Below are 25,874 nucleotides of genomic sequence, written 5' to 3' on the forward strand. Positions count from 1 at the left end.
TAGGTCAATATCGGTCGGGACTCACTAAAGTAATTTAAGGTAACATAATGAATTTAAAGCAAGAACTGCAGCAGCTAAACGATAAGTTAGATAAGTTTCGTCGTAAACTGGCGGCGGCAGAGCAACGTGGCGATGTTGTCATCGTGGCGCAGTTTAAACGCGAGATTGAGGCTGTTACTAAGCAAATCAATAGCGTAAAAACGCAGCAGTCGCGTTTATTACAAAAGCAAGGGGTGGATATTCAGCACTTGCCATTTCATCGTGCCCTCACCAAAGCCGAGCAAGCCGATATGGGTCAACTGAAAAAGTCAGTAAAAGGCTTAGTTGTTGTGCACCCAATGACTGCTTTAGGGCGCGAAATGGGCTTGACTGAAGTAACAGGTTTTGCACCAGCAAAATTTTAAGCTACATTGCTAAGTTATTCAATGAGTTGCAAAATAGAACACTTATCTATTTTGCAGCGCCTTGGCTCGACATATTACCCACTGAGCTGAATGAGTCACCCAGTTAATAGCTTAGTTTTGTAGTTGATTAAATTACTAAAGTATTTCGCGATTGCTGAAAACACTTTAGAATAGGTGCGCCGTAGGCTAAGTACCTAATCATTGTTTTGTTTATGGATGTTCCTTCCGTCTCATGGAATGAGAGTTGTCGTTAAGGTTAAGTCATGTCGATAAAATATGTCGCGACGTCAAAATTACCCACTCCCTGGGGCGTTTTTGCCATGCACGGTTTTGAAGATACCGAAACCGGTAAAGAGCATGTTGCCCTCACATTTGGCACCCTAAGTAGCGATGCTCCTGTTTTAGGCCGTATTCACTCTGAGTGTCTCACGGGCGATGCCTTATTCAGCTTACGCTGTGACTGTGGATTCCAGCTGCAAACCGCGATGCAAAACATTGCCGAGACCGGCAGTGGGTTTATCTTATATTTGCGTCAGGAAGGTCGTGGTATTGGTCTGCTAAATAAGATCCGCGCCTATGAGTTGCAGGATAAAGGCGCCAATACGGTTGAGGCGAATGAACAGTTAGGTTTCCCTGCGGACATGCGTAAATACGATATGATCCAGCCTATGCTTGAGCAGATTGGCGTAAAGCATGTACGCTTAATGACCAATAACCCTCGCAAAGTCAAAGCGATGAAAGACATCGGCATCGAAGTGGTTGAGCGCGTACCCTTACAAGTCGGTAAAAATCGCTATAATGAGGCTTACTTAAAGACTAAGTCCACTGAGCTTGGGCATATGATGTCTGAGTATCATTTTACGGATGAACAGTAGTTCTTAGTGCAATAAATTTACCGATTAGGCTGCAAATTAGGATCTGTTTGCGTAAATTGAATATCATTTTTAGTCGGTTTATCGTCAACCTCTGCTCCATTTCGGCGCTATCAATGGGAATTGTTTTCCCGCTGTTGGCGTCGACAGAGCCTGTTTCCAACTCCAGTCACCCGCAAGATATTGCAGCATTTGCCCCCCAATCTTCCCAAGCGTTTTCGAAGATTAGCCCTGAAACGCCGATTGATGGGAAAAATAATCCTAACTCTGTTTATGCCTTTGGCAGTTACCTTGGCACAGGGGTATATCGAGCTGCTGAGCAAAATGCCACCGTCGTTAGTATTCCGTTAAACTTTGATTTTTTGAAGGATGATAGTAGTCAGACTTGGCTGCGTTTACCCTTATCCTTCGGTTTTTTTGACTACTTAGCCAAAGACATCACCGACGGCGAATTGCCATCGTCAGTTGGCACCATGACGATAACGCCCGGCATTGAGCACCATTGGCAGGCAACGGCAAATACGCGGATGGAAGCCTATTTGGATGTGGGCTTTGGGACAAATTTTGAGACCGATGCGAATGTGGCGATTTTAGCCTCAGGTGTAAGCACCTTGTATGATTTTAGTCTCGCGGGTGAAGACAGCGTCTGGGTATCGAGGTTAAGGTTTGCGGGCTACAGTGAACGGGTAGGAAAATTAACCGACCAATTTGCGGTATTGCAAACTGGGGTAGATATTGGCCTTTCGCCGCGCTGGCAATGGTTGAATATCCAAATGCAACCTAGATTATTTGCGGTCGGTTATTGGTACTTCAACGAGCTGGATTTTAGCCAAGATGCTGAAGATGAAACCATAGTCTCCGGAAGCTATGAGTTTGGTGCCACACTGGCATTTTCTAAGCCTTTGGGCGGCGATCTCCTCGGCATAGATAGAATTGGCATCAGTTATCGAACCGGTGACGGGTTAAATATTTGGCGTTTATTGTTTAGTTTCCCAATCTAGTTCACAGCTACCAAGATTGAAAATGATTCTGTACTCAGCTTAGCCTGCGGCTTTTTGTGCATCGCGCATTTTCTGGTCCATTAACACGGCAATTTGGTTGCCGAGTTGCATAATTTGTTCCTGCAATAGCTTACGTTGCTGAGCCGCGGCCTCGGAATCATCTCCTTCCAGTTTCGTGAGCATCTCCTGCAAAGCTTTGATTTGCTCTTTCAGACGCTTAATTTGTTCGTCGATGATAGATTTGGGTTCTTCATTGTCAGCACTTTCCGTCTGTTGCCGTTTTTCCGCGGTTTGACCTCTGAGGGAAGCGCCTACTTCGGTAGCGAGAGCTTGTTTTCCGGCATTGGATATATTGACCGTTTCTTGCGTGCCGGTCTCTGCCGACGAATTCTCAGAAGCTGAGCTAGCTGTTGGCGTTGTGGTGATATAAGCGCTGGAAACAGATTTGAAGGCGCTGCTATTTGCGGTCGTATTTAATCCATTAATGTTCACGATAGGCTCCATAAGTACCTGAAGGTTATTTATCGAATTATCGGCCTTGAGATAAAAAACTTAAGTGCTAAGCATCCTATTTGATGCAAAAGGCGTATCTAGGATAGGTTAGGGGATTAATGGTTAAGGTCGTTCACTTTTTGACTGATAAGGATATGAAAGATATGGCTCGTAAACTACAAATAACATGCGCTGCATTTTTGGCTTTGAGTGGAATAAGTGTGCCTGCGATGGCTAAAAATATTTTAGATAAACTGACCGTTGCAGAAGGCTTTAACCTGAGTTTATTTGCAGATAATGTTGACAATGCGCGCGAAATTGCCGTATCCGAAAAGGGCATTGTCTATGCGGGCTCGATGAAGGCCGGGAATGTTTATGCCCTTATCGACCGTAATCAGGACGGTGTTGCCGATGAGAAAATTCTGGTTGCCTCGGGACTAAAGCTACCATCTGGTGTGGTGATCAAAGATGGCGACCTCTATGTCTCCGAAGTGGAGCGCATCATTCGCTTCAAGGATATTGATAACCACTTAAACTCACCAACATTTGAGGTGGTCTTTGATGGGTTTCCAGCTGAAACCCACCATGGCTGGAAAGTACTAGGGGTTTCACCGACTGGCGAGTTAATCATTCCTGTAGGCGTGCCTTGTAATATGTGCGCGGAGAATGAACGCTATGGACGTATTTTCTCACTCAATCTGGAGACTAAAAAATTAACCACCATTGCCCAAGGGGTTCGTAATTCGGTCGGGTTTGATTTTCAGCCTGGCACTCAAACCCTTTGGTTTAGCGATAATGGCCGCGACATGATGGGCGATGATATTCCTCCCTGCGAAATCAATAAGGTCAGTTACTTGGGTGAACACTTTGGCTTCCCCTATGTGCATGCAGGTACAATTATTGACCCTGAGTTTGGCCAAGGTAAAGATCCAGCCAAATACACCGCTCCTGCGCTCTCCTTAGGGGCTCACGTGGCGCCACTAGGCATTCATTTTTATCTTGGTAAACAGTTCCCTAGCGGCTATCAACAGCAGTTGTTTGTCGCCGAACATGGTTCATGGAATCGCACTAAGAAAGCGGGTTATAAAGTGGCCGTGGCGACGATAGAGCAAGGCAAGGTGGTCAAATACACTCCATTTTTAACTGGCTTTATGCAGGGCGAGCAAACCTTTGGTCGCCCAGTGGCCTTTGCTGAATTGGCCGATGGCAGTTTACTCGTGTCGGATGATTATGCAGGGGCAATCTATCGCGTCACTTATCCGCAGACAAAATAGCCAATAGGTGAAGTTTTAAACGCTTATTCTTAGCCGTTGGCTTGATTAGCAGGGGACTCTTGCCAATCATGGTTGCCCACCGAAGGATATTGGATTGGCGCTAATCTAGCTGATAGACGGCTTAAAAATAATGCGCGGGATAATTGAATTAATTATTCCGCGCATTTTTGTCTGTTCCTGTGAATATGCGTTTGAATATTCACGCGAAATTTAGTCGCGCTTGCCCCAGATATGGCTATTGATCTGGCCATCTGTTGCGGCTGTCGATGTAGCCGTACTTGCCTGAGCTGGTTTCTGTGCTGGTTTTGCAGGTTTTTTGGCCGATGTTTTCGCTGGTGCATTGGATGTTTTCGCTGCGGGCAACGGCAGTTTATTGGTTTTTAAATATAAATATTCTACTTTTTCCCGTGCCCAATCGGTTTTTCTTAAAAATCGTAGACTCGATTTGATACTCGGATCTTCGGTAAAACAGCGGATCTTGATGCGAGCTCCGAGTTCTTCCCAGCCATAGTGCTCAACGAGTTGTGTGACTATGGTTTCCAGTTTGATGCCGTGTAATGGGTTATTTTCTTGAGTCATTTTGTATAAATTACCGTGAACAATAATCGGATTATACCAGTATTATACCGATTGACTAAAATCATAGATAAAAAAACGGGCACTCATCAGTGCCCGTTTGCTTTGTATATCAATATTGTTAGAAATTAAGCTTCATCGGGTAATTCGCTGTCGCTATCAACTTCACCTTTGCCTTTGGTTTTCACAATCAGTAAGCCTGTGATGACTAGCGTTGAAACAGTCCCTGCGATGGTGGATAAGGTCATCGGTAAGCCTGCACCTAAAGTTGCAGAGTTAAGTAGGAAGGTGATAACCACTGTGGTCATAAACATGGCTGGAATGGTGGTGATCCAGTGCAGTTTATTGTGACGCAGTAGGTAAGCAGAGGCCGTCCAGAGCATTAATACAGCAGTCGCTTGGTTAGCCACACCGAAGTAGCGCCAGATCACGCCGAAGTCGACTTGAGTCAGTAAGCCACCAATCACAAACAATGGAATAGCTAACACTAAACGTTTAGGTAAAGCCACCTGCGGCATGTTAAAGAATTCAGCCAAAATCAGACGAGCAGAGCGGAAAGCCGTATCGCCTGAAGTAATTGGCAGAATGATCACACCAAGGATTGCCATAAAGCCACCGACAGCACCTAATAGACCAGTTGATGCTTCGTATACGACGTTTGCAGGGTTACCCGCCATGCCTGTGCTTAATCCTTCAACGCCGTGGAAGTAAGACAGTGCAATCGCACACCAGAGTAGGGCGATGATACCTTCACCGATCATGGCACCAAAGAACACAAAACGACCATTCTTTTCGTTTTCAACGCAACGTGCCATCAGTGGTGATTGCGTGGCGTGGAAGCCTGAAATCGCACCACAAGCGATGGTGATAAACAGCGCAGGCCATAATGGCATATCTTTAGGGTTTAAGTTTTGGAAGAAGTCGCCCGCTTGCACATTGGGCAGTAGCGTATGTTCGCTAGAAAACATAATCGCAAAGGCTAAACCAAATGACATGAAGAACAACAGCGCGCCAAAGAAAGGATATAAACGGCCGATAATTTTATCGACAGGTACCACAGTGGCAATCAGGTAGTAAACGAAGATAATCGCAACAAAAATGCTAACATCCCAACCCGTTAGCTTGCCTAACAGGCCTGCTGGCGCAGAGATAAACACCACACCTACGAGCAATAATAGAATGATGGCAAACACATTCATAAAGTGCTTGGCACTTTTGCCTAAATACTTACCGGCAAGGTTTGGTACAGATTGACCACCATTACGGACCGACAACATACCGGAGAAGTAATCGTGCACAGCTCCTCCGAAGATACAGCCGATCACAATCCACAACATCGCTGAAGGACCGTAGAGCGCCCCGAGGATTGGACCGAAGATTGGACCCACACCCGCGATATTCAATAATTGGATTAAGTACACTTTGCCTTTCGACATAGGCACATAGTCCACACCGTCGGTTTGGGTAAAAGCCGGTGTCTGACGTTTTTCGTTGATACCAAATACCTTTTCGACAAAGGTACCGTAGATAAAGTAGCCGCCGATCAATAGACCGACACAGAGTAGGAACCACATCATTTTAGTTATCTCCCCATTTTGAGTTGTGCAGAGTGTAAACAAGTTGTTTACATAAAACAGGGTTAACTGGGTGAGAGGTCGATAATGCTGACTCAGCGGCAATAGAATGGGGCGAGCGGTTGTATGAGGATATCATTCATAAGTATTAACCGCCTCGAGCGGCTTAGATACGCGCATTAGTGGTTAACAATGGGGCTATTGGAAGCCGAACAATTGCTTAAGACTTTTTAAATAACGGCGAGAAACGGGCACTTTGTCGCCAAGCAGAGTCGTGACTTCGGCGCCAGTATCGAGCAGCTCTATTTCGGCAATGGCTTTGGGTGAAATCAGATATTGGCGATGGCAACGCACTAGCGGTGTTTTTTCTTCCAGCACTTTAAGGGTAAGTTGGGTATGGACTTTGCCCTTGATACAGGCGACATGAATACCGCTTAAATCACTAAAAACATACTCAACATCTTGAATGGGGATCACTTTTAATTTACTACCGCTGTAACAGGGTAGGTGCTCGAGGCATCGAGGCGCGATCAGATTCACGGCTTGCGGAGTGAGGTCCTTACGAACACGTTTTAGGGTTTGGCTGAGTCGATCGGCATCTATTGGCTTAAGTAAATAATCAAAGGCATGATTATCAAAGGCTTTGACGGCAAATTCATCAAATGCAGTGACAAACACGATTTTAGGTAAGGTGTCGGGATCGAGCATAGCAATCAGTTCCATGCCTGAAATACGTGGCATTTGGATGTCGAGAAAAACTAATTGAGGCTTTTCTTTGGCAATGGTTTGCAATGCTTCTATGGCGTTGCTGCATTGGCCAATAATCTCAATGTCGGCTTCTTGGCCGAGCAAATCCGCAAGCTCCTCGCGGGCAAACAATTCATCATCGACAATCAAACAAGTGATCACGTGCTAGTTTCCGTCTGTTCTATGGGTAAGCGGATGGTCACCTTGGTGTATTCATCCGGCTTGCATTCAACTTGGATGCCATACTGTTCGCCAAACAGATTTTGTATCCGTTTATGAACTAAATTCATCCCCAATCCCTCAGAATCTATTGAGGGTTGATAAAGGCCGGCGTTATCTGTCACCTCAAGGGCTAATATATGGTCATCCATACGTCCAGTGACCTTGATTTGTCCTTGCTCAATCATATGGGAGGTGCCATGTTTTACCGCATTCTCAATGATGGGTTGTAGGGTAAATGCAGGCACTTTACAGTGGTAAAGTGATTCAGGTATAGCAATGTTGACCTGTAATTTATCAATAAATCTCGCTTTCTCAATGGTGAGATAAGACGCTATGTGATCGAGCTCATCCCCGAGAGTGACTAAACCCGTGGTGCGTTTTAAATTGATCCGTAAAAATTGCGACAATTGCTGTAATAGCTGTTTTGACATATCGGGATCGCGCTTAATAATCGCACTGATGGTATTGAGAGCGTTGAATAAAAAGTGTGGATTCACTTGAGCTTGCAGTAATTTTAATTCCGCTTGGGTGAGTAGGTTTTGCTGCTGTTCAAAACGGCCGTAGAGGATCTGGTTCGACAATAGCCGAGCAATCCCTTCCCCTAAGGTGCGGTTAATGTTTAAAAATAGTTTATTTTTTGGCTCGTATAACTTGATGGTGCCAATGACTTCGGTGTCGCTGCGAAGTGGGATCACAAGGCTCGAACCGAGTTTACACTGGCTCGAAATCGAGCAGGAATAGGGCATCTCCACCCCATCGGCGAACATCACCTTGTTTTGGTTTATGGCCTCAAGGGTGATTTTTGAGGAAATCGGTGTTCCGGGAATGTGATGGTCGGCGCCAATACCGATAAAGGCCAAAAGTTTTTCTCTGTCCGTAATGGCAACAGCGCCCACATTGGTTTCTTCTATGACAATTTGCGCGACCTTGCCGCTGCTTTCTTCGTTAAACCCCTTAGAAAGCAGCCCAACACTGCGCTCGGCAATTTTAAGCGCTTTGGTTGAGAAACTAGAGGAGAGCTTGTCAAACATGGTTTTTTGGTCGCGGATCATGCTCATAAACAGCGCTGCGCCAATGGAATTAACCAACAGCATAGGTGGAGCTATCTGCCGCACTAACTCCCATGCGGCATCAAACGGGCGTGCAATCAGCAAAATAGTGCTCATTTGCATCATTTCGGCGTAAAAGGTCACCAAACAGACTAAGAGCGGATTGTAGATAAGTTCACTCTTACCCGCGCGGCGTAGGTAAAAACTGATCATTCCCGCGGAGAGTCCTTCGAGAGTGGTTGAAATCGCGCAGGCTAAATCGGTAAAGCCACCCATGCTGTAGCGGTGTAAACCACCCGTGAATCCGACTAAAAATCCGGTGACAGGACCGCCGAGTAAACCGCCTAGCACGGCACCCATGGCGCGAGTATTGGCAATGGCCCCTGAAGTTTGCTCACCAAAATAGGTCGCCATGATACAAAAGCTAGAAAAAACCAGATAAATAAATATTTTATGAGGTAGGCGCGGTGATGTTTCTGCAAACAGTTTAAAAAGAGGTGTTTTACTGACTAAATAAACAATCACTAAATAGAGTGACATCTGTTGGGTCAGTAGCAAGATCAAGGACATAGTGGCTCACTTTATCGTCACAGCGGTCAGCGCAGTTATTGACATTGGCAGTATGTGCGCAAGATCAGGGTTAAAATTCAACAGTTCGGTTATAAAGCCTAATCTTATTTGCATCTTTTGGAGAGACTATGTCCGATTCTGTTCACGGTCATGACGTTATGGCGCTGATGGTAGCGCAAGCTCATCCCGTTTTAAAGCCTCAGTTTATTGCTCTGATGACTGAAACCTTTGGAGAAGCAGCGCGTTATCACACTTGTAGTGCCGAAAACCTTACTGCGGAGGAGTTAATTTTTTTGTTGTTGAGTAAAGGGAAAATGGCAGAATCAGCGCAAGGGCTCGCCATTGTTGCTGGGCGGCAGTGTCATCATTCTCATCATTAAGTATGGCTAATCTGGTCTATGAGCCGCGCAATAGCTTGGGGTCATAGGCCATAACTTGCTGTTAAAGAAAGAGTGAGCAGCGGATTGGTTTACCTTGATACTCATAAAGATTAATGCTCATCCTGCTTACTTTTATTTACCACTTCAAGCTGTTCTGCAATCGTTTTTTGACAGAATTCATCAATCAAGATCCGCAATAAGCGTGATTTGGCGATTTTAGTTCCTTTAGCGAGCCCATCTAATTGGGTAATACTGGTTTCCGTTAAGGTAAAGGTGGCATGGCGATATATTTTGGCTGACTTTTTATCTAAGCCTTTTGGCTCTGCAGGGGGCGCCGCTAAAATACTCGCTTTACCTAAAGCATAGTTATTGGCATCTTCGATAAAATCCTCAATAGAAACCGTTTTGATAACTTGTTTTGGTTTCTTGCGTTTAAGATCAGTTAAGCTCATAACTATTTTCTGGTGGTAAGGTGAACAGCTCATCCACTATGGCGCGGATCTCGTCGGCCGCTTTCCCATCTGGCTCAATTTCCATTACGGACGATCCTTTTTCCTCACTGTCATCGTAGATATTTCGGCAAAAAGTCACCGAATTGAGTACCCGTAATCCAAAGGATTGGACTACTTCTTTGGCCTCTAAAATACGCTTTACTTGGGTGGGCAAAGCGGGACATTGGGTTAGCACAATGGTTGCCACCATTTTGGGATTAACCATCTTACAGGTGCTGAGCATATCTTCCATATGGGGTAAGGTTTTAAGATCGCGACGTTTGGGTCTAAGTGGGATAACTACGTAAGTGGCTACCGACATGGCGGCGCGCATGGCAAGGTTATCTTGACCGCCACAGTCAACAATGACGTAGTCGAAGCGTTCATTAAGACTGAGCAGATCGTTACGTATTTTGCCGTAGAGCTGAATACAATTGATTGCAGGGAGGCTAGGGTCGTTGTTTCGAGCTTGGATCCAATCGGATGTTGTACGTTGGGGATCGCAGTCTACCATTAGTACATTGGCGGCAAATTTTTGCTTTATATAAACCGCAAGATTTTGCGCGAGGCAACTCTTGCCACTGCCACCTTTCTCTCCACCCACCAGCAATATCATAGCAATGTCCTTTGTACGAATAGTTCAACTAATTCAGTGTAGAACAGCTCAATCGACCCTGCGTAGCTAGATTGAAATTAAAGCAATTGCATCGCGACATGATAACTTTGATCATGACGTTTAGAGCAGCGGCAAACTTGGCCTTTTACGCTATTTTGTCGGGATGTTTCTGGATTGAATGTCACGTTAACTAATTCACCGAGTTCAAATGGGTTTTTATAATCAAACAGAATGCCTCTGCGGGCTAAATCGATACATACGCCTTCGTCCGTATGTTCAACGCCATTCTTATCAGTCCAATGCAAGAGCACGCGTTCAGCTTCCATATCTACTCGAAGTGAGCTGCGTTTTTCTTCAAATCCAACTGGATGTTCACCCATAACTCAATTGTCCCGTAAATAATTGATCTCAGTAAAACTAGCATAATTGCTTTTTGGCAGAATACCAATCTGAAAGCGAGGGATTTGGAAGGATTTTGCAGGTAAAGAATGGCGCCATTGAGCTTGGTTGGCAATGGCGCCCAGTAGTCATTAGTTATCGTATTCTTGATTTTTAGGATAGGGCATTTTTAATTGGCCCCAACGGATCACGATGACCGTTGCCGCAAGGATCAAGGTTGAAAGCGAAATTGCGGCGATGCGCCAGTCATCCATACTCTTCATATCTAAGATCAAATAACGAGCAAGGGCAACAATGGCAATATACAGCGGCATGCGCACAGGCAATTTTCCCGATTCTGCATAATTAGCAACCATGGCCAGTACTTCGAGATAAATAAACAATAACAACAGGTCGGCAAGGGCGACTGCGCCGACATTAAATACATGGACAATTTCTTGACCAATAGCAACCACAGTCGCTATTGCTATGATGATTAAGACGAGATGCTCAACTGCTTTTAAGCCTTTGGCACCATATTGACGATAAAATGGCATAGGTACTCCCTACTCAATATTTTTGTAAATAGTAACAGTAAAAATACTTTAGTTAGGGAAAAGAGACGCGATTCTCTGTGACTCAATTCACAAGATAGTAATTGGTTGTCTGCTAAAGGCATCGCGCCATGAGTTTTCTCGAGTCACCTTGCTTAGCCTGGCCGCCCATCGGCTCTGACGCGACAAAGCATTGGTGCGTAGTAGTAACAGAAACACCCAAAAGCCAGCATCCAACAAATAATGGCTGCGAGCATTAATTCAATAAACCATGCACTGGGTAAACCCGCTAAGACACGGAATACTGTAGCCAGTAACATTAACCCAAAAGCCAGTGTCATTGGCCTAGCGGGTTTTAGTTGTCTGCCGGTATGGCCTAGCGATACCCTCGACATCATTGCGAGGATCATGCCGCCAAGTCCTCCAACAGTAATGGCATGCATTCCTACGGAAAGTGGTAGTCCTGTAGCAATCAGTATCAAACCAATGGGAATACATAAGTAACTTAAATGCAGTGACCATAACAGCGGCACAGACCAACTTGCCTGCCATCCCCAACGAGACCAACGTAGTAACAATACCAGACCCGCTATACCAGCCAGAGCGCGCGTCAGTAATATTATCTGCGGTAAAAAGAGACTCGCAACAAGCGCTAATAGGCTAGCAAAACTTAACCATTCCAGTATGGGAATAGGGGAGTGTCTTTGCCATTGGGTGGCGCGCTCAGTAAAGAATGGGATCACTCTACCACCAAGCAAAGCAACAATTACCCCAACAAGGATGACTGCTGCATAAAGACCATTATTAGCCCACTGTAATTGATTAGTTATTAAACCGTAATAGCTAAATCCATTAAAAAGCGTGAGTAAACTGAGAATAGGGATAAACACAAAGTTACGCCATTGGCGTACTTTAACCACAGATATTGATAATGCAACTGCGGTTAAGGGTAAAAACATCAAGTCGATGATCATGATCGCCACAAACGGAATATCTAGCGGCAATATAAATAAAAGCCTTGGTAGTAACCAGACCGTAAATAGCCCTATAAGGGGTAAGCCTTTCAACCCAGGTTGCCCTGTCCAGTTTTGCACTGCGGTGAGTAAAAAACCTGCGACGACGGCACAGGCAAACCCAAAAATCATCTCATGACCATGCCACCATAAAGGATTGATGTTGTTAGGTAGTAATGACAGACCGGAAAGAAATCCTCCCCAGATCCCTAAACTTAATAGACTAAATAGACTCGCGAATAAAAAGAAAGGTCTAAAACCTAAGCGGAAAAGCGGTAGTTTAGGTTGTAAATGTGCAGGTTCATCAATATTCAACATAATGACAGCGTAGTAGTGAAACACGAAAAGTATTTTAAGCTGCAAATTAAATGAATGTATATATCTACTTATGAGTAGCTTGTAAGTAAGCGTCCGAGTGAAGGGATAAAGATAGTCTTATCGTCGTGGTTTAATCTATTGATAAGGTAGAATAAATTACAATAGAGGACGTAAAGGAAATACAGGGATGCAAACGCTAAAAAGGTGTTAATGCTTAACTTGTTCAATTAGGAAAGTTAATTTCTCTAACATAAAACAAGTTAAGCCATTGTGTCTGCAAGTCGCAATTATTTGGTCTTACGCTTTTGCCACTTAAACATGATCGAGTATTTCCAGAGGTTACTGATCATTAAATATCCTACAGTAGAAAACACGATCCCTAATACTAGGCAACCTAGTAGGAATGCTGGCCCAATTGTGGCTAATGAGGCTTCTATCCATTGCCAGCTTGCCTCAAAGGCAAATTCCTGCGGTGCGTGGCCCAGAATTTTTGCACCTAATAAATAAGCCCCATAAAACATAACTGGCATCGTAAGTGGATTGGTGATCCAGACTAAAGCGACGGAAACGGGAATATTGACATTAAAAAGGATTGCAAAGGCCGCGGCGACCACCATCTGAAAAGGCATTGGGATCCAAGCGACAAACAAGCCTATGGCAAAGGCCCCCGGCGCAGAGCGTCGATTAAGCGCCCAAAGATTAGGATTGTGTAATAAGCGACCGAAAATGCGTAGGTGTTTGTGCTCACGCAGGGTTTCAGGCTTAGGCATAAATCTTTTTATTAATTTTTTTGGCATAGGCTGAAATTGCTGTCTTAACTTAATTCACTATGAATGGATTCATGTTTGGCTTTAGTGCCACCTTACTGTCAGCGATGTTATGGCCTTCGCTGCCGCCAATTACTTATCTACCCTACTTTTGCTTTGGGGCTCTCATCTTATTCAAAAAAGCACCTAGCTTATCTGGCACACTCTTTGCGATGTTCTGGCTAACAGGATTTTGCTTAGTGTTATCTCGGCAGGATCTTCCTTTATCCCAAAAGCCTATACAGGTGAGGGGCGAAATCATATCACTAGTTAGTCAAAACAGCGACTGGGTTAGCTTCGATATTGTTGTCGATAAACCAAATTTAATCTTTGGGCCAACGGCTAAGTTGCGTTTAACCTGGCAATCCGAGGCGACACTGCAAGTTGGGCAAGTTTGGGATTTCACTTTTATGCCTAAAAGTATATCCAGTGTACTCAATCAAGGAGGATATAACGAACAAAAGCAATTGATTAGTCAGCATATTGTCGGTAAAGGCCGCGTTATGCATGCAAGGCTTCAAGCTGAGCGTTTTTCGTTAAGACATCACTTAATCACACGACTTGCTCCAAAGTTATCTGCGTTAACACAGGGGGATATTCTGCTGGCGTTAATCCTCGGGGATAAACAACTTATCTCGCAAACTAAGTGGCAGGCGTTAAGGCAAACGGGCACGGGCCATCTGGTGGCGATATCGGGATTACATTTATCGGTGATCACCGCTTGGGTCTATGCTTGCGCTTTGTTTTTTCTTACGCGTTTGGCGCCGCATCCAAGTCGACGAAATATAGTTATTGCGCTCATTTTAGCAGGAGTGAGTGCTCTATTTTATAGCTATTTAGCCGGTTTTGCCGTGTCAACACAGCGGGCGTTAGTGATGATTTTATTGGTTATGCTGTTGAGTTTATTAAGACGCTACTCAAGCGCATGGGATCGTTTGCTGTTTGCCTTATTTGTGGTGTTACTCATTGATCCTCTCGCTTGTTTGAGTGCTGGATTTTGGCTTTCTTTTTGTGCTTTGGCGATTATTTTATATACCTTAGAAAGTGCCAAATTTACACAGTCTTTTGATAGTAAAACAACTTTTTTAGCCAAGTCGCGAGTCAGAGTCATACAGTTTTGGTCAATACAATGGCGCTTAAGCCTGATATTGGGACTGCTGCAAGCCATCTTTTTTGGTGGTGTGAGTATCCATAGTTTGTGGATGAATATGCTGGTGGTGCCTTGGTTTAGTCTTATCGTCATTCCGCTATCGATGCTGGCTTTTGTCATCTGGTGGTTAGGTACGTTTTTGGGGCAATCGTGGCTGGGATTATTCAATTTGGCGGATTTAGCACTATTTCCCTACGGCAAGTTACTTGAACTCAGCGTCGATTTACCCGCCCATTGGCATGTGGTTTCCGAGACATTATTAGCAGGCGGCCTGTGCGCACTTTTTGCGTTGATTCTGTGGCGATATGTTCCTCATCGGCGCCAATATTGGCACTGGCATTTGTTGATAGGGTTACTGTTTCTTCCTCTGGCATTGTCTGTTTTTCAGCGCATTACAGCATCGAAAACCACTCAATGGACGCTACATTTACTTGATGTCGGGCAAGGATTAGCCGTGGTGGTTGAAAAGGATGATAGGGCACTTATCTATGATACGGGCGCCGCATTTGGCGATGATTTTAGCTACAGTGACCGTGTGATTATCCCTTTTCTTAATACTCGAGGATTAACTGATATCGATTTTATTGTGATCAGCCACGGCGATAACGACCATGCTGGAGGCGCTCAAGTACTGGCAAAAGCGTATCCTCAGGCAAAATGGATTACTGATGTTGACCACTTAAATGCTCAGCCTTGTTTGCCACAACAGATTGATTGGCAACAACTTACCTTACGCTTTATTTCCCCACAAACCCAGGCGGGTGGCAATAATGCTTCTTGTGTGCTGCGGATTGATGATGGTCAGCAAAGTCTATTACTGAGCGGTGATATTGAAAAGGAAACAGAGAGTATATTGATTGAGCGAGTGCAAGCGGGCTTTATACTTAAAAGTCAGGTGCTTATTGCTCCACACCATGGAAGCCGCACCTCATCTACGCTGGCATTTATTGAAAGGGTGGCACCGGAGTTAGTACTTTTTCCAGCGGGGTTGAATAATCGTTATGGCTTTCCTAAAGCAGATGTCGTTGCCCGCTACCAAGCTTTGCAGATAAACCACTTAACCACCGGGATTGAAGGACAAATTAGCGTTACTTTTGAACTAGGGCGACTCGACGTAAAAACCTATCGGCAAGATTTAGCTCCATTTTGGTATAACCGCTTGTTTAGATTTGGTGACTTGATTAATCCAGAGTAGAATGAGCACTTTGCCATAATTTAGTGTTACCAATGACAGCATATCCTAAAGACGAAATGTGGACCGTATTCAAGCGATTACTGGCCTATCTCAAACCGATGAAGGGCATGTTTTTGCTTTCAGTTGCTGGCCTTATTGTGTATGGGCTTGTCGATGCGGCTTTTATTTCTTTTATTGGCCCTTTTATCGATAAAGGGTTTTCCAGCAGTACACCAGCGATCAGTAACGGTATTGCACTCCCCACGAACCAAGGCTTTCATGCCGATAACCAAGTGCTATTAATGGCGCCTATCGTGGTTATTTTAATGTTCTCCCTGCGCGGCTTTGCAAACTTCGTATCCACCTACGGCATTTCTTATATGAGTGCTAGGTTAATTATGGATATGCGCCAGCAAGTGTTTCAACATTATCTAAGTTTACCCGTGAGTTACATGGATAAGGAAAACACGGGCAATTTAATTTCAAAAGTGACCTTCGATACCGAGCAAATTGCCCGTGCATCGGGCAGTGCCTTGATTTCGATTGTTCGTGACGGTGTGACCGTTATCGGTATGCTGGGATTGATGTTTTATAACTCTTGGAAGCTTTCACTGTGTATTTTAGTGATAGGTCCGATTATGGGATTAGTGATGACTATTGTGAGTCGCCGCTTCCGTAAGGTGTCGAAACAAATCCAAACGGCGATGGGGGATGTCAGTGCCGCAACGGAGCAGATGATCAAAGGTCATAAAAACGTACTGGCCTTTGGTGGACAAGAAACAGAAACGGCTCGCTTTGCCAAAATTAATGACAGAAACCGCCATCAAAATATGAAACTTGCGATCGCACAGGCTATCAGCCAGCCGCTTATCATGGTGATTGGCTCCTTTGCCTTGGCCTTTGTGCTGTATGCGGCGAGCCTTGATAGTATGAAAGCCGATTTGACCGCAGGTACCTTTGCGACGATTCTTGGCGCGATGATGGCCATGCTGCAACCCATCAAAAACCTCACGCGTGTGAATGCTGAATTTCAACGTGGTATTGCAGCGTGCACCACAGTATTTGAACTGTTAGACACTTTGCCAGAATCGGATACTGGTACTTATACCGTCAAGCGTGCTAAGGGCAACTTACGTTTTGATAATGTTTCTTTTAGTTACGAAGGCCAGGAGCGCCGCGCTTTAGATAAAATTGACTTTGAAGTGTCCCAAGGGCAAACCTTAGCCTTAGTCGGGCGTTCTGGGTCGGGGAAGTCGACGATCGCAAGCTTGGTGACTCGTTTTTACACCGGACTAGCGTCTGGCGATATTCTGCTTGATGATGTGAGTATTTATGATTACTCATTGAAATCATTACGTAGCCAAGTGGCTTTGGTATCGCAGCAAGTGACACTCTTTAACGATACTATTGCCAATAATATCGCCTATGCCTATCCGGGCGAAGTCACCCGCGAACAGATTATTGAGGCGGCGACCTTAGCTCATGCGATGGAATTTATTGAGCAATTGCCCGATGGCTTAGATACCCAAGTCGGTGAAAACGGCGTGCTATTGTCAGGCGGTCAGAGACAACGGATTGCGATTGCGCGGGCAATGTTACGTGATGCACCAGTGCTCATTCTGGATGAAGCGACATCGGCCCTTGATACTGAATCTGAGAAAGCGATTCAGCAGGGATTAGACAATTTACGCCAAAACCGCACCTCGGTTGTGATTGCTCACCGGTTATCAACGATTGAAAGTGCCGATCAAATTTTAGTGGTCGATCAAGGTCGCATCGTTGAGCGTGGCACCCACAAATCTCTACTCGAACTTGGCGGCATGTATGCCAAGTTATACCAAATGCAGTTTGGTAGCTAAATGCAGGCGTTAGTGAATAAAATTTGGTATCAAGGCCACCCATTACGGTGGCTCTTACTGCCTTTTTCTGCGTTGTTTGCGCTTATTACCGCAATTCGCCGTGGTTTATTTCGCTTAGGGATTAAATCACAAACCACACTGCCAGTCCCCGTGATCGTGGTGGGCAATATTACCGTTGGCGGTAGTGGTAAAACCCCCACAGTCATCTATTTGATTGAACTGCTGCGTCAACAGGGGTTTAATCCGGGTGTGATCAGCCGTGGTTATGGCGCGCATATCCAAGGGGTAAAAGTCGTTAGCGTAAAGGATGCTGCAACTGATGTGGGCGATGAGCCAGCTATGATTGTGGCGCGTACTGGTGTGCCTATGGTGGTGGGCCCTAAACGTGTTGATACCGCAAAAACCTTGCTGGCGCAGTTTGCCGTGGATGTCATTATCTGTGACGATGGCTTGCAACATTACGCCCTCGGCCGTGATATTGAGGTGGTGGTGATTGATGGAAAGCGCGGTTTAGGGAATCGTCATTTGCTTCCAGCAGGCCCTCTACGGGAAGGTGCTTGGCGTCTTAATCAAGTGGATTTTGTGGTGGTCAATAGTGGACCCGCGCAGGCGAATCAATATGAGATGCAGCTGAGTCCAAGTGCGGTGTTGCCGGTAAATCCTAAGGCTGAGGCCGTGTTTGACCCGACGCAGCCCGTGGTGGCAATGGCGGGTATTGGTCATCCGGCGCGTTTTTTTGAGACGTTAACGCAGCAGGGTTTTCAACTCGCGTTATCCCATAGTTTTGATGATCACCAAGCCTACGATAAACACGTGTTATGCGAGCTTGCAGCATCTCGCCCCTTGATGATGACTGAAAAAGATGCGGTTAAATGTCGCGATTTTGCACAAGAAAACTGGTGGTATTTGGCTGTCGATGCCAAGCTATCGCCACAATTTGATCAACAGTTGCTGAGCCGATTACGCTCTGTGGCTGCAGCTAAAAAAGGAAAATCCCATGGCGTTTGATAAAAAACTGTTAGATATCGTTGCTTGTCCAGTATGTAAAGGAAAGTTGGAGTACGATAAGGCGGCGCAGCAATTGATTTGTAAAGCGGACAAATTAGCTTATCCCATTACCGATGGCATCCCAGTGTTATTGGAAAATCGTGCCTTACCGTTAAATGAAGCAGTTTGATTTTTAGGCATAAAACTCAGCGTTATTGAACTTAACGGTTTGAGCTAAGTCGTGTACTTGCGACACCGCCGTGCATAAGTGTAGAGAACAGGGCGATCATCTCGCCCTTTTCATGACTTAAAAGCGCACAAACTTTTGTTTATCTTCCTCAGTGGCGCCTTCTTTACATTCACCACGTATTTCTCCCCGTCCTGATTCTATTATTCGGCTCAACTCAAAGTAACCTTCGCGGCAGTAACCTGTCATTTCTAAGGTTTTCTCGAGTCCCAATTCAACTTGTCTGCCCCAGATATCGAGTGCATCCGCTTGTTGTTGGTATAAACGACGCTGCTCGCGGGGATCTTGCGCGACTTGACGCATACGTTCTTCGTGGGGGAAGGGGCGTTCGGTGACATCTCTTGGTGAGTATTCCTCCGCAAAACCTGCCTGATAGGTAAAGAGTTTAAGGCCATCTGCGCGGATATCAGTGGTGAGTTTGTCTTTAAATTTACCTGCAAATTCAGAGGGGTCTATCGGAGCGCTGCTGCAAGCGAGTAATGTTAAGCAGCTCAATAATGTCAGGCTTATCGATCTCAATGGCATATCAAGGATTACTCTTAGATGATTTACTTAGCGAAGAATACCTTAATATGTCGCTCAATATCATGCAATTATCGGTTTTATTCGCGATATACTGTTAAAGAAGTTTATTCGCCCGAATAGGTTGGTTAATCACCCTAATACCGAAACAACTTGAATCTGCTCTGAAACTTGTCGCGATAGGTTGAATGGGCATCTACTCCGGAGCCTTACTGATGCTGGATTTTTGGGCCAAGCGATTTGCTGAAATAGACTGGAATATCAGCCCATTACAGGGTTTAAGCCTGCTACTGCTGGGACTTTGGATTTATGCTATTTGGCCTAAGGAAGAGTTACTGCAGGTTGTTAAGGATAAAGGCTTGCAATGGCGGTTGTTGTTAACGCTGATTGCGGTAAATACCTTATGGCTCCTCAATGCCAGTATTCAAGTCGGAATTCATTTACATTTTCTAGGGATAGTCACTTGTCTATTGATGTTTGGTTGGCGCTTAGCGACGGTTGCCTTACTCCTCCCAAGTGCGTTTTTCAGCATATTTGTCCTAAAGCAGCCTGGTGAGTTTGGTGCATTTGGCTTGTTTGCAATAGCCCTCCCGTTATTCTGTGCGTTTATGCTTTACAGCCGCAGTTACCATTTATTTCCTAAGCATCTTTTTGTGTTTATTTTTGTTGGCGCCTTTATTAATGCAGGATTATCGACGGTTTTTCATCAATTTAGTTGGGCATTTTGGCTTTGGTTGTCGGCGGATTATGACTGGAGCATGTTAGTTGATAACTATCTGATGTTAATCCCGTTATTAGCCTTTCCTGAGGCGTTGCTCAATGGCATGGCGGTGACGCTGTTGGTGGTGTATCAACCCCAATGGTTGTTTGATTATTCTGACCGTGAGTACTTGTGGCGTAAATGAAAAGCGCGCCGTGGGGCGCGCATTGTTGTGCTAGGCAAAACGTTGTTCTAAGTAGCTGATGATATCCTTAGATTCATATAGCCATTGCACTTGACCATTGTCTTCAATCCGTAAACAGGGCACTTGTTGCTTGCCACCTTGGGCGATGAGCTCGTCTTTATGTGGGGATTTTTTTGCATCCAAGGTTTGGATATTCAGCCCTTGACGGCGCATAGCTCGGCGCACTTTTACGCAGAAAGGACAAGCATTGTACTGATATAGCGCCAGTGCTTGAGTTTGCGCATCGATTTTTTGTTGTTCTGCTGATGGGCGTTTGAGTTTCTTTGGGGCGAACACAAAGTTAAGCAACAAAATGATCCGGCCTAAAATCCAGCGAATAATGAACATAACTACCTCGAGTAAAAGTGTTTTAGCGTGCCGCAATATTGGCTGTGCGAAAGGGGATAGACGCGCGGAATGTGATTCCGCTCGCATAAAGCCGCAGAGTTTAACCTAATGGATGTTTTAGGCCAAGTAATAGAACGAGGGGGCGCTACCTTAATCAACCAATAAAAATGCCCAGTGAATACTGGGCATTTGATTCTCTATGGTCTTGTACAACGCGTTATTTAGCTTCGATGCTCATATTCACTTGGGCAGCATCTTGATTGAGGGTGACGCGACTTTCGAGTAGGAAAATTCGTTCAGGTGCGATGCCCTTGCTATCAACAAGGTAGGCCTTGACTGATTTCGCTCTCTCCTGCGCTAAATCTCCCAACCTGTCTTGACCGACCGTTTGCGCTTTTAGCGAAAGGTTATAAAGCGCGATATGCCATCGGGTGGTCAGTTCCTCTTTACTCAGTGGTGTATCTTTGGTTTCAGCAATAATATTGTCTTTCACATCATCAGGATTGGCTTTAACTTCCTGCTCATAGAGTTTGAGAAGGGCATCGGCTAGAGGTCCTTGAGTCGGAAACTGACTCGGGCTGAGATCTGCCGGCAATTCCGTCAGCTGAATATTCGCTAAGGCAGCCAGCTTGCGTTTCATCATACGCTCGCTAATTGCTTGGCTATCGTTTATTGCATCGACACTGCCCTCAAGACTGAGCTGTAGCATGGGTCTATCCTCTAATCCTTTGGCGAGCTTATCTAGGCTTTCTTGCTCACGGGAAGTGAGGGTAAATTGCCCGGGATTAAAGGGGATTTTATCTAAGGTATCATCAGCGCCAATGAGACCTGCAAGGAAAGAGAAGGGGGCTGTGACGGCTTTAGTAATCACATTGGTAATGGCTGTCATGATGATGCTGCCAACACTAAAGCTGGGTGAGTCTAGATCGCCAGAGACTTCCATTCCTAGGTCAATTACGCCATGGCGATCCTGCAATAATGCAATCGCTAACGTTACGGGTAAACTGGTGGCTAAATCACTGTTACTGCGTTTCCCCAGTTTGAGTTGATTAATGACTAAATGGTTGCTGCCCTTGAGTTGGTTTTGCTCAAGTTTGTAGTTAAGTGCTAACGATAATTGCCCTTTATCAATGTAATAGCCCGCATAGGTGCCAGAGTATGGGTTTACTGACGTCAGCTCAACACTCTTAAAAACCAAGTCTAAATCAAGATAAGGTTTATCTAACAAGGGATTAATATCCCCCTTTAATGTCACTGGTGCATAGCGGTCAATTTTGCCTTTAATATCGACAGATGCCTTAGTACCCGGCTTGGAGGATAGGTGACTGATATAACCTTCTAGCTGCTCGATGCCTGAGGCAAAGTTAGGTGTTAGCGAATTATCGGCAAAAAATGCCGATCCCTGGTTAAAGCTAATTTTTTGAATATCTAAGCTTAACTCGGGCTTTTTAGCTGCGGTTTGGGATGGTGCAACTGTATTGGTGCTGATTTCGGCTTGAATGCCTTGCGCCATTTGTCCAGTGACTTTAGGCTCGGCAATGGCTTGCTGTTCAATAATCAGATTGCTGATATTGGTTGTACGATCCTTCGCGATAACAACCTTGGCATAAGGTTGCTCAAAACTTAAATGATCAATCTTGATTTGATTCTGTTGCTGGTCAAAATCGAGCTGATTAATATGCATTTTTTGCCATTTCACCAATGGCGCTTTGCGGATGCTGTCGAGGATATTCAAATCATCCAGCTCAACGTTACCTTGATAAATGGCTTTGCCTTTGCCATTGGCATGAACCTCGCCATCGCTGCTGAATAGGCCGCTTTTAAGCTGCATATTGACATAAGGCTCAAGGTAAGGTTGAAATTGGGCTAAGGCCAACTGCTCCACTTTGAGGTTAGCGCTGATGGCTTGCCCAAGGACATCGACTTGCCCCTTGGAGGTAAAATGGCCTTTATCGTTTAGTCCAAAGGAGAGTTGGTATTCAATCGGGGCTTTTAAATCGCTTACTATGGTTTGAGTCGCAAAATCTAATGGATAGATTCGCCATTGCTGCGCCGTTTTGCTGAGTTTGTGCTCCTCAAGCTGAATATCATAGTTTTCGACATTCAGTCCGCCCAGTGTCACTAACCAGGCATCTTGCTGTTCAGTAACACTCTTATCCGAGGTTGCTTGTGAAGGCGATGCGGCTGACGTGTTCGTTTCAGCTGACGCTTCTGCTGTTTGCGCTTCTGCAGGCGAGTTCGGCGTTGCGGTATCAGTGCTGGCAGCCATAGATTTTGGCATTAATAGTTGAACTAAATCAATACCTTGTTCATCTAGCTTAGCCTTAAGACTTAAGCCTTCAGTGTGGATTTGCTTAATATTGACCCGCTGCTTGGCCAGATTAGCGCTGATCCCATCTACAGCCAGTAGTGGTAAGGTGATAACCGATTGGTCACCATTGAGCAAATTCACTTTTTCAACAATCACTTGTCCACGTTCGGCAGTGAGTTGTAATTCACCTTGCTCGGGTAAATCGACTTGGTAATGGGCGTTAATACTAAGCTCACCTGTCCCCAGTTTGACATTGAATTGATCGGCAACAAATTGCCAGAGCGGCACAAGTTTGAGTTTGGCAAGCTGTACATCCCCGACGAGCTTAAAGGGAAAGAGCTGAAATTGTCCGGCAAGGCTCACTTCACCTGCGTGGGCATCCTGCAACTGGGCGACAAATTGGTTATGCACGATAGTCGTAGTGGCATTTGTCGCCGATGTTGCTGGAGTAGTATTCGCCGTAGTTGTTGCTGGAACGGCATTGTTTGTCACCGCATCTTTGGTTGATGACGTCTTAGCTACGCTAGCAGGATTAGATAACATCAGGTATTCAGTATCTAATTGACTGAGTTTGAAGTTGATATTGGGGTAATCAATTTGCGCCTTGGTTATCTTGTCATCAAATTTGAACTTGGCTGCACTGACGGTTAACTCACCTAAGATGATGCGCAAAGGACGTGCTTGTTCAGCACTCGTGCCTGGTTTGCTGGTGGTTTTAGCTTGGTTGAGGGTGGTAACGATGTCGTCAAAGTTAAACTGAGTTGCCCCATGAGTTTTAAACCGTTGGATATGAGCAAAGGGCGTTTGCAACTGAATATGATCAATCACTAAGGCTTGATTGAATATAGACTGCCAAAAATGCACCTCAAATTGGAGCTGTGCTAATCCGGCAAAATCCCGATTATCTTTCTCTTTAACGGCGAGCTGGTCGATATTGACGCGGTAGTTAAAAGGATTGATATGCATACCCTGTAAACTGACCGGACGCCCTAATAGCTGTGAAAGCTTCTCTGGGGCGAAGGCGACGATAGCCTTGGGGAGTATTAATCCGAGGGCGATAAGGTAACTTAAGTAGGTAATGGTTAAATAGACGAGAACTCGTTGGTATCGGGGGCGACTAAAAAACGCGAGTTTTAACCGTGATAGTTGAGTTAGCATAGTCAGATTAATGCTCCAATACGCACGCTGGCGCGAAATCTATCAATAAATGTGGTTATTCTAGCGAATAATGCTTATCTCTGCATGATTTTTTTGGTGTTTTGTCAATTAAATCTGAGTGTTACCGTATGGCAACCAATGTGAGTCAGAATGTATGTTAACTCATAACCCTCGCTTTACGAGGGTAACATGTTGTGTCTCCAGTGTGCATTTTATGACCGCTAAGCTTTTTAATACGAATAGCTTAGTTTAAGTGGTGAGATAACTTATTGCGGCGATGACGGCGCCTTGTGGATCTTTTATCCAACAAAAGCGACCCACTTTCGGAATATCTTCTGGACCAAACAGAATATCGCCACCAAGTTTTTTAGCGTTAATCGCGACCAAGTCGACATCGGCGACCGTGACATAACCTGTCCAGTGCGAAGGTAGCGTCGGGAGCTGATTATCAGTGATACCGCCGATACCTACACCTTGATTTTCAATCAAGTGGTACTGACCATGGGGCATCTTGACCGTTCTAAATTGCCAGCCAAATACTTCACCATAAAAGCGCATGGCCTCTTCAGTGTTGTGGGTCGTGAGTTCATGCCAGCCTAAGGCACCAGCGGTATTAAATGCAGAGTCCATAAGCGCGTCCTTTATGTTATTGAGCCTTGTGGCGAGGCGATTAGTATTTTGAGTGTAGACGATGCTTTTCAATAATTCCTAAGCAGATCCAGAAATGTGACATTATTTTCTGCTGTAAATCATTAAACTAAGTTAATGTTAATTAATGAAATAACAAAAATCTGTTTATCGAGTTTGTCTTGATGTTGTGCTTGTGCCGCTCCGCTGAGTATTTGCTGAGTTTGCGCTCTGTTTTGCGGCTGATTGGTGGTGTTAGTATTGTTTTACAGCATTAGACCTTACTCCCCTTCGCTTGCTAAACTAGCGCCATTTGCAATCGATGAAATTGCGTAATAGGGGGATTAACGATTGAATAAGAGTTTAGTGACCAATGTGTTGGCAGCCATTTGTGTGATCTTGGGATACGCACTGAGCTTACCCATTCTATTTAATGTTGGGTTGTTTGCATTATCTGGTGCGATAACCAACTGGCTTGCGGTGTATATGTTGTTTGAAAAAGTCCCTGGTTTGTATGGTTCTGGTGTGGTGCCTTCGCGGTTTGAAGAATTTAAACTCGGCATTGCTCATCTGATGATGAAACAGTTTTTTACCGCTGAAAACATTGATCGTTTTTTGTCTGAAAAAGAAGGTATAAGCCAAATCGATTTGGCGCCTGTGATTGAGAAAGTAGACTTAGCACCGTCTTTCGATGCCTTAGTCAATACTGTGGCACAATCTTCATTTGGTGGCATGTTAGCCATGTTTGGGGGGACTGAGGCGCTAATGCCGCTAAAAGAACCCTTTATTGAGAAGATGAAAGCTTCATTGGTCGATATGGCCGAGAGTGAACAATTCCGCAGCCTATTGAAGCAAGAGCTTGAACAACCAAATGTGATGGCCGATTTACAACAGAAGATTGCTAATATCGTTGAGCAACGCTTAAATGAATTAACACCACAAATGGTTAAGCAGATAGTTCAGGAGATGATCCAGACGCATTTAGGTTGGCTCGTGGTGTGGGGCGGTGTGTTTGGTGGTGCCATCGGACTTGTCGCCGCTTTAGTACAGGGCTAATCTGAGATTAACCACTATCGCGAAGGGAGCAATGGCTCCCTTTTTTATTTTTAGCCCAAAACCACCTACTTCAGTAGGTGGTTATCATCATATGAGGCTTTGCCTGTATACCTACTCATGTTAAATGCATCTTTGATTTTTAGCGAAGTCAAAA

At 44.9% G+C, this 25,874-nt stretch carries 26 protein-coding genes; 11 read left to right on the forward strand and 15 right to left on the reverse strand.

Annotated features, from left to right (window positions below; genetic code table 11):
- Positions 1–47: 47 nt before the first annotated feature.
- The 3 genes from M0413_RS18940 (at position 48) to M0413_RS18950 (ending at position 2,277) form a co-directional block, all read left to right on the forward strand.
- Positions 48–404: a YibL family ribosome-associated protein gene (locus tag M0413_RS18940; RefSeq protein ID WP_037419602.1), complete on the forward strand. Its 357-nt coding sequence runs from the start codon at positions 48–50 to the stop codon at positions 402–404.
- Between the two features lie 263 nt (positions 405–667).
- A complete protein-coding gene (gene ribA, locus M0413_RS18945) occupies positions 668–1,279 on the forward strand; it encodes a GTP cyclohydrolase II (protein ID WP_069455185.1) in 612 nt (203 codons plus the stop codon).
- Between the two features lie 113 nt (positions 1,280–1,392).
- The gene (locus M0413_RS18950) at positions 1,393–2,277 is read left to right on the forward strand and encodes a hypothetical protein (RefSeq protein ID WP_169548701.1); all 885 of its coding nucleotides are present in this window, start codon (positions 1,393–1,395) and stop codon (positions 2,275–2,277) included.
- A 39-nt stretch (positions 2,278–2,316) separates the two neighbouring features.
- Here M0413_RS18950 and M0413_RS18955 read toward each other — a convergent pair whose 3' ends face one another.
- A complete protein-coding gene (locus M0413_RS18955; RefSeq protein WP_249555284.1) occupies positions 2,317–2,769 on the reverse strand; it encodes a FlxA-like family protein in 453 nt (150 codons plus the stop codon).
- Between the two features lie 164 nt (positions 2,770–2,933).
- Between M0413_RS18955 and M0413_RS18960 the strand changes: the two genes are divergently transcribed.
- Positions 2,934–4,043 carry a PQQ-dependent sugar dehydrogenase gene (locus M0413_RS18960; protein ID WP_249555286.1) on the forward strand — a complete coding sequence of 370 codons (1,110 nt, stop codon included), beginning with the start codon at positions 2,934–2,936 and terminating at the stop codon, positions 4,041–4,043.
- A gap of 210 nt (positions 4,044–4,253) precedes the next feature.
- Here M0413_RS18960 and M0413_RS18965 read toward each other — a convergent pair whose 3' ends face one another.
- The 4 genes from M0413_RS18965 to M0413_RS18980 all read right to left on the reverse strand — a co-directional run bounded on the left by M0413_RS18965 (position 4,254) and on the right by M0413_RS18980 (position 8,781).
- Positions 4,254–4,622 carry a VF530 family protein gene (locus M0413_RS18965; protein WP_140907877.1) on the reverse strand — a complete coding sequence of 123 codons (369 nt, stop codon included), beginning with the start codon at positions 4,620–4,622 and terminating at the stop codon, positions 4,254–4,256.
- Between the two features lie 125 nt (positions 4,623–4,747).
- Positions 4,748–6,196, reverse strand: a complete 1,449-nt coding sequence (locus tag M0413_RS18970; RefSeq protein WP_037419613.1) for a carbon starvation CstA family protein — start codon at positions 6,194–6,196, stop codon at positions 4,748–4,750.
- A 195-nt stretch (positions 6,197–6,391) separates the two neighbouring features.
- Positions 6,392–7,102, reverse strand: coding sequence for a two-component system response regulator BtsR (btsR, locus tag M0413_RS18975; protein WP_037419615.1), 711 nt, complete (start codon positions 7,100–7,102; stop codon positions 6,392–6,394).
- The gene (locus M0413_RS18980; RefSeq protein WP_218738774.1) at positions 7,099–8,781 is read right to left on the reverse strand and encodes a sensor histidine kinase; all 1,683 of its coding nucleotides are present in this window, start codon (positions 8,779–8,781) and stop codon (positions 7,099–7,101) included. The genes btsR and M0413_RS18980 overlap by 4 nt, the downstream gene beginning before the upstream one ends.
- Positions 8,782–8,909: 128 nt before the next feature.
- On the opposite strand from M0413_RS18980, the gene M0413_RS18985 reads away from it, so the two are divergent.
- The gene (locus M0413_RS18985; protein ID WP_249555288.1) at positions 8,910–9,161 is read left to right on the forward strand and encodes a YecH family metal-binding protein; all 252 of its coding nucleotides are present in this window, start codon (positions 8,910–8,912) and stop codon (positions 9,159–9,161) included.
- 110 nt (positions 9,162–9,271) lie between these two features.
- Here M0413_RS18985 and M0413_RS18990 read toward each other — a convergent pair whose 3' ends face one another.
- The 6 genes from M0413_RS18990 to M0413_RS19015 all read right to left on the reverse strand — a co-directional run bounded on the left by M0413_RS18990 (position 9,272) and on the right by M0413_RS19015 (position 13,328).
- Positions 9,272–9,613 carry a replication protein RepA gene (locus tag M0413_RS18990; protein WP_249555290.1) on the reverse strand — a complete coding sequence of 114 codons (342 nt, stop codon included), beginning with the start codon at positions 9,611–9,613 and terminating at the stop codon, positions 9,272–9,274.
- Complete coding sequence (locus M0413_RS18995) at positions 9,600–10,268, reverse strand: AAA family ATPase (protein WP_011623182.1); 669 nt, start codon at positions 10,266–10,268, stop codon at positions 9,600–9,602. The genes M0413_RS18990 and M0413_RS18995 overlap by 14 nt, the downstream gene beginning before the upstream one ends.
- Positions 10,269–10,345: 77 nt before the next feature.
- Positions 10,346–10,648 (reverse strand): PilZ domain-containing protein, encoded by a 303-nt coding sequence (locus tag M0413_RS19000; protein ID WP_037419625.1) that lies wholly within the window; start codon positions 10,646–10,648, stop codon positions 10,346–10,348.
- 150 nt (positions 10,649–10,798) lie between these two features.
- Entirely contained in the window at positions 10,799–11,203 is a 405-nt protein-coding gene (locus M0413_RS19005; protein WP_011623180.1) for a phosphate-starvation-inducible protein PsiE, read from the reverse strand.
- 152 nt (positions 11,204–11,355) lie between these two features.
- Positions 11,356–12,531 (reverse strand): NnrS family protein, encoded by a 1,176-nt coding sequence (locus tag M0413_RS19010; protein ID WP_069455180.1) that lies wholly within the window; start codon positions 12,529–12,531, stop codon positions 11,356–11,358.
- Positions 12,532–12,818: 287 nt separating this feature from the next.
- Entirely contained in the window at positions 12,819–13,328 is a 510-nt protein-coding gene (locus M0413_RS19015; protein ID WP_037419631.1) for a DUF2062 domain-containing protein, read from the reverse strand.
- A 32-nt stretch (positions 13,329–13,360) separates the two neighbouring features.
- Between M0413_RS19015 and M0413_RS19020 the strand changes: the two genes are divergently transcribed.
- Genes M0413_RS19020 through M0413_RS19035 form a run of 4 tightly spaced genes read left to right on the forward strand, consistent with a single transcriptional unit; the run spans position 13,361 to position 18,697 of the window.
- Complete coding sequence (locus tag M0413_RS19020) at positions 13,361–15,682, forward strand: DNA internalization-related competence protein ComEC/Rec2 (RefSeq protein WP_249555292.1); 2,322 nt, start codon at positions 13,361–13,363, stop codon at positions 15,680–15,682.
- A gap of 32 nt (positions 15,683–15,714) precedes the next feature.
- Positions 15,715–17,520: a lipid A export permease/ATP-binding protein MsbA gene (gene msbA / locus M0413_RS19025; RefSeq protein WP_037419637.1), complete on the forward strand. Its 1,806-nt coding sequence runs from the start codon at positions 15,715–15,717 to the stop codon at positions 17,518–17,520.
- Positions 17,521–18,528, forward strand: a complete 1,008-nt coding sequence (lpxK, locus tag M0413_RS19030) for a tetraacyldisaccharide 4'-kinase (protein WP_249555294.1) — start codon at positions 17,521–17,523, stop codon at positions 18,526–18,528. It abuts the gene before it with no gap.
- Positions 18,518–18,697: a Trm112 family protein gene (locus tag M0413_RS19035; RefSeq protein ID WP_037419644.1), complete on the forward strand. Its 180-nt coding sequence runs from the start codon at positions 18,518–18,520 to the stop codon at positions 18,695–18,697. The genes lpxK and M0413_RS19035 overlap by 11 nt, the downstream gene beginning before the upstream one ends.
- Positions 18,698–18,814: 117 nt before the next feature.
- Here the strand turns inward: M0413_RS19035 and M0413_RS19040 are convergent, their stop codons facing one another.
- Positions 18,815–19,279: a hypothetical protein gene (locus tag M0413_RS19040; RefSeq protein WP_037419646.1), complete on the reverse strand. Its 465-nt coding sequence runs from the start codon at positions 19,277–19,279 to the stop codon at positions 18,815–18,817.
- Between the two features lie 212 nt (positions 19,280–19,491).
- On the opposite strand from M0413_RS19040, the gene M0413_RS19045 reads away from it, so the two are divergent.
- Positions 19,492–20,181, forward strand: a complete 690-nt coding sequence (locus tag M0413_RS19045) for an energy-coupling factor ABC transporter permease (RefSeq protein WP_037419754.1) — start codon at positions 19,492–19,494, stop codon at positions 20,179–20,181.
- 30 nt (positions 20,182–20,211) lie between these two features.
- On the opposite strand, the gene M0413_RS19050 is transcribed toward M0413_RS19045, so the two are convergent.
- The 3 genes from M0413_RS19050 to M0413_RS19060 all read right to left on the reverse strand — a co-directional run bounded on the left by M0413_RS19050 (position 20,212) and on the right by M0413_RS19060 (position 24,667).
- Positions 20,212–20,568, reverse strand: coding sequence for a glutaredoxin family protein (locus tag M0413_RS19050; RefSeq protein WP_037419649.1), 357 nt, complete (start codon positions 20,566–20,568; stop codon positions 20,212–20,214).
- Between the two features lie 217 nt (positions 20,569–20,785).
- On the reverse strand, positions 20,786–24,037 hold the full coding sequence (locus tag M0413_RS19055) for a DUF748 domain-containing protein (protein ID WP_249555296.1): 3,252 nt from the start codon (positions 24,035–24,037) through the stop codon (positions 20,786–20,788).
- Positions 24,038–24,286: 249 nt separating this feature from the next.
- A complete protein-coding gene (locus tag M0413_RS19060; RefSeq protein WP_037419655.1) occupies positions 24,287–24,667 on the reverse strand; it encodes a VOC family protein in 381 nt (126 codons plus the stop codon).
- A 348-nt stretch (positions 24,668–25,015) separates the two neighbouring features.
- Here M0413_RS19060 and M0413_RS19065 point away from each other — a divergent pair, with 348 nt between their 5' ends.
- Positions 25,016–25,720, forward strand: coding sequence for a DUF445 domain-containing protein (locus tag M0413_RS19065; RefSeq protein ID WP_169548685.1), 705 nt, complete (start codon positions 25,016–25,018; stop codon positions 25,718–25,720).
- Positions 25,721–25,874 lie beyond the last annotated feature (154 nt).

The sequence above is a fragment of the Shewanella sp. 8A genome (assembly GCF_023475945.1).
GTDB classification, from domain to species: domain Bacteria; phylum Pseudomonadota; class Gammaproteobacteria; order Enterobacterales; family Shewanellaceae; genus Shewanella; species Shewanella xiamenensis.

What these genes read in the sequence shown, in the direction of transcription:
- M0413_RS19035 (WP_037419644.1), top strand. Translation starts at nt 18,518, where the DNA reads ATGGCGTTTGATAAAAAACTGTTAGATATCGTTGCTTGTCCAGTATGT.
- M0413_RS19040 (WP_037419646.1), bottom strand. Translation starts at nt 19,279, where the DNA reads ATGCCATTGAGATCGATAAGCCTGACATTATTGAGCTGCTTAACATTA.
- M0413_RS19050 (WP_037419649.1), bottom strand. Translation starts at nt 20,568, where the DNA reads ATGTTCATTATTCGCTGGATTTTAGGCCGGATCATTTTGTTGCTTAAC.
- M0413_RS19020 (WP_249555292.1), top strand. Translation starts at nt 13,361, where the DNA reads ATGAATGGATTCATGTTTGGCTTTAGTGCCACCTTACTGTCAGCGATG.
- msbA (WP_037419637.1), top strand. Translation starts at nt 15,715, where the DNA reads ATGACAGCATATCCTAAAGACGAAATGTGGACCGTATTCAAGCGATTA.
- M0413_RS19055 (WP_249555296.1), bottom strand. Translation starts at nt 24,037, where the DNA reads ATGCTAACTCAACTATCACGGTTAAAACTCGCGTTTTTTAGTCGCCCC.
- M0413_RS18990 (WP_249555290.1), bottom strand. Translation starts at nt 9,613, where the DNA reads ATGAGCTTAACTGATCTTAAACGCAAGAAACCAAAACAAGTTATCAAA.
- M0413_RS19045 (WP_037419754.1), top strand. Translation starts at nt 19,492, where the DNA reads ATGCTGGATTTTTGGGCCAAGCGATTTGCTGAAATAGACTGGAATATC.
- M0413_RS19000 (WP_037419625.1), bottom strand. Translation starts at nt 10,648, where the DNA reads ATGGGTGAACATCCAGTTGGATTTGAAGAAAAACGCAGCTCACTTCGA.
- M0413_RS18940 (WP_037419602.1), top strand. Translation starts at nt 48, where the DNA reads ATGAATTTAAAGCAAGAACTGCAGCAGCTAAACGATAAGTTAGATAAG.
- M0413_RS19010 (WP_069455180.1), bottom strand. Translation starts at nt 12,531, where the DNA reads ATGTTGAATATTGATGAACCTGCACATTTACAACCTAAACTACCGCTT.
- M0413_RS18960 (WP_249555286.1), top strand. Translation starts at nt 2,934, where the DNA reads ATGGCTCGTAAACTACAAATAACATGCGCTGCATTTTTGGCTTTGAGT.
- M0413_RS19005 (WP_011623180.1), bottom strand. Translation starts at nt 11,203, where the DNA reads ATGCCATTTTATCGTCAATATGGTGCCAAAGGCTTAAAAGCAGTTGAG.
- M0413_RS18970 (WP_037419613.1), bottom strand. Translation starts at nt 6,196, where the DNA reads ATGATGTGGTTCCTACTCTGTGTCGGTCTATTGATCGGCGGCTACTTT.
- M0413_RS19015 (WP_037419631.1), bottom strand. Translation starts at nt 13,328, where the DNA reads ATGCCAAAAAAATTAATAAAAAGATTTATGCCTAAGCCTGAAACCCTG.
- ribA (WP_069455185.1), top strand. Translation starts at nt 668, where the DNA reads ATGTCGATAAAATATGTCGCGACGTCAAAATTACCCACTCCCTGGGGC.
- lpxK (WP_249555294.1), top strand. Translation starts at nt 17,521, where the DNA reads ATGCAGGCGTTAGTGAATAAAATTTGGTATCAAGGCCACCCATTACGG.
- M0413_RS18985 (WP_249555288.1), top strand. Translation starts at nt 8,910, where the DNA reads ATGTCCGATTCTGTTCACGGTCATGACGTTATGGCGCTGATGGTAGCG.
- M0413_RS18965 (WP_140907877.1), bottom strand. Translation starts at nt 4,622, where the DNA reads ATGACTCAAGAAAATAACCCATTACACGGCATCAAACTGGAAACCATA.
- M0413_RS18980 (WP_218738774.1), bottom strand. Translation starts at nt 8,781, where the DNA reads ATGTCCTTGATCTTGCTACTGACCCAACAGATGTCACTCTATTTAGTG.
- M0413_RS18950 (WP_169548701.1), top strand. Translation starts at nt 1,393, where the DNA reads ATGGGAATTGTTTTCCCGCTGTTGGCGTCGACAGAGCCTGTTTCCAAC.
- M0413_RS19060 (WP_037419655.1), bottom strand. Translation starts at nt 24,667, where the DNA reads ATGGACTCTGCATTTAATACCGCTGGTGCCTTAGGCTGGCATGAACTC.
- M0413_RS18995 (WP_011623182.1), bottom strand. Translation starts at nt 10,268, where the DNA reads ATGATATTGCTGGTGGGTGGAGAGAAAGGTGGCAGTGGCAAGAGTTGC.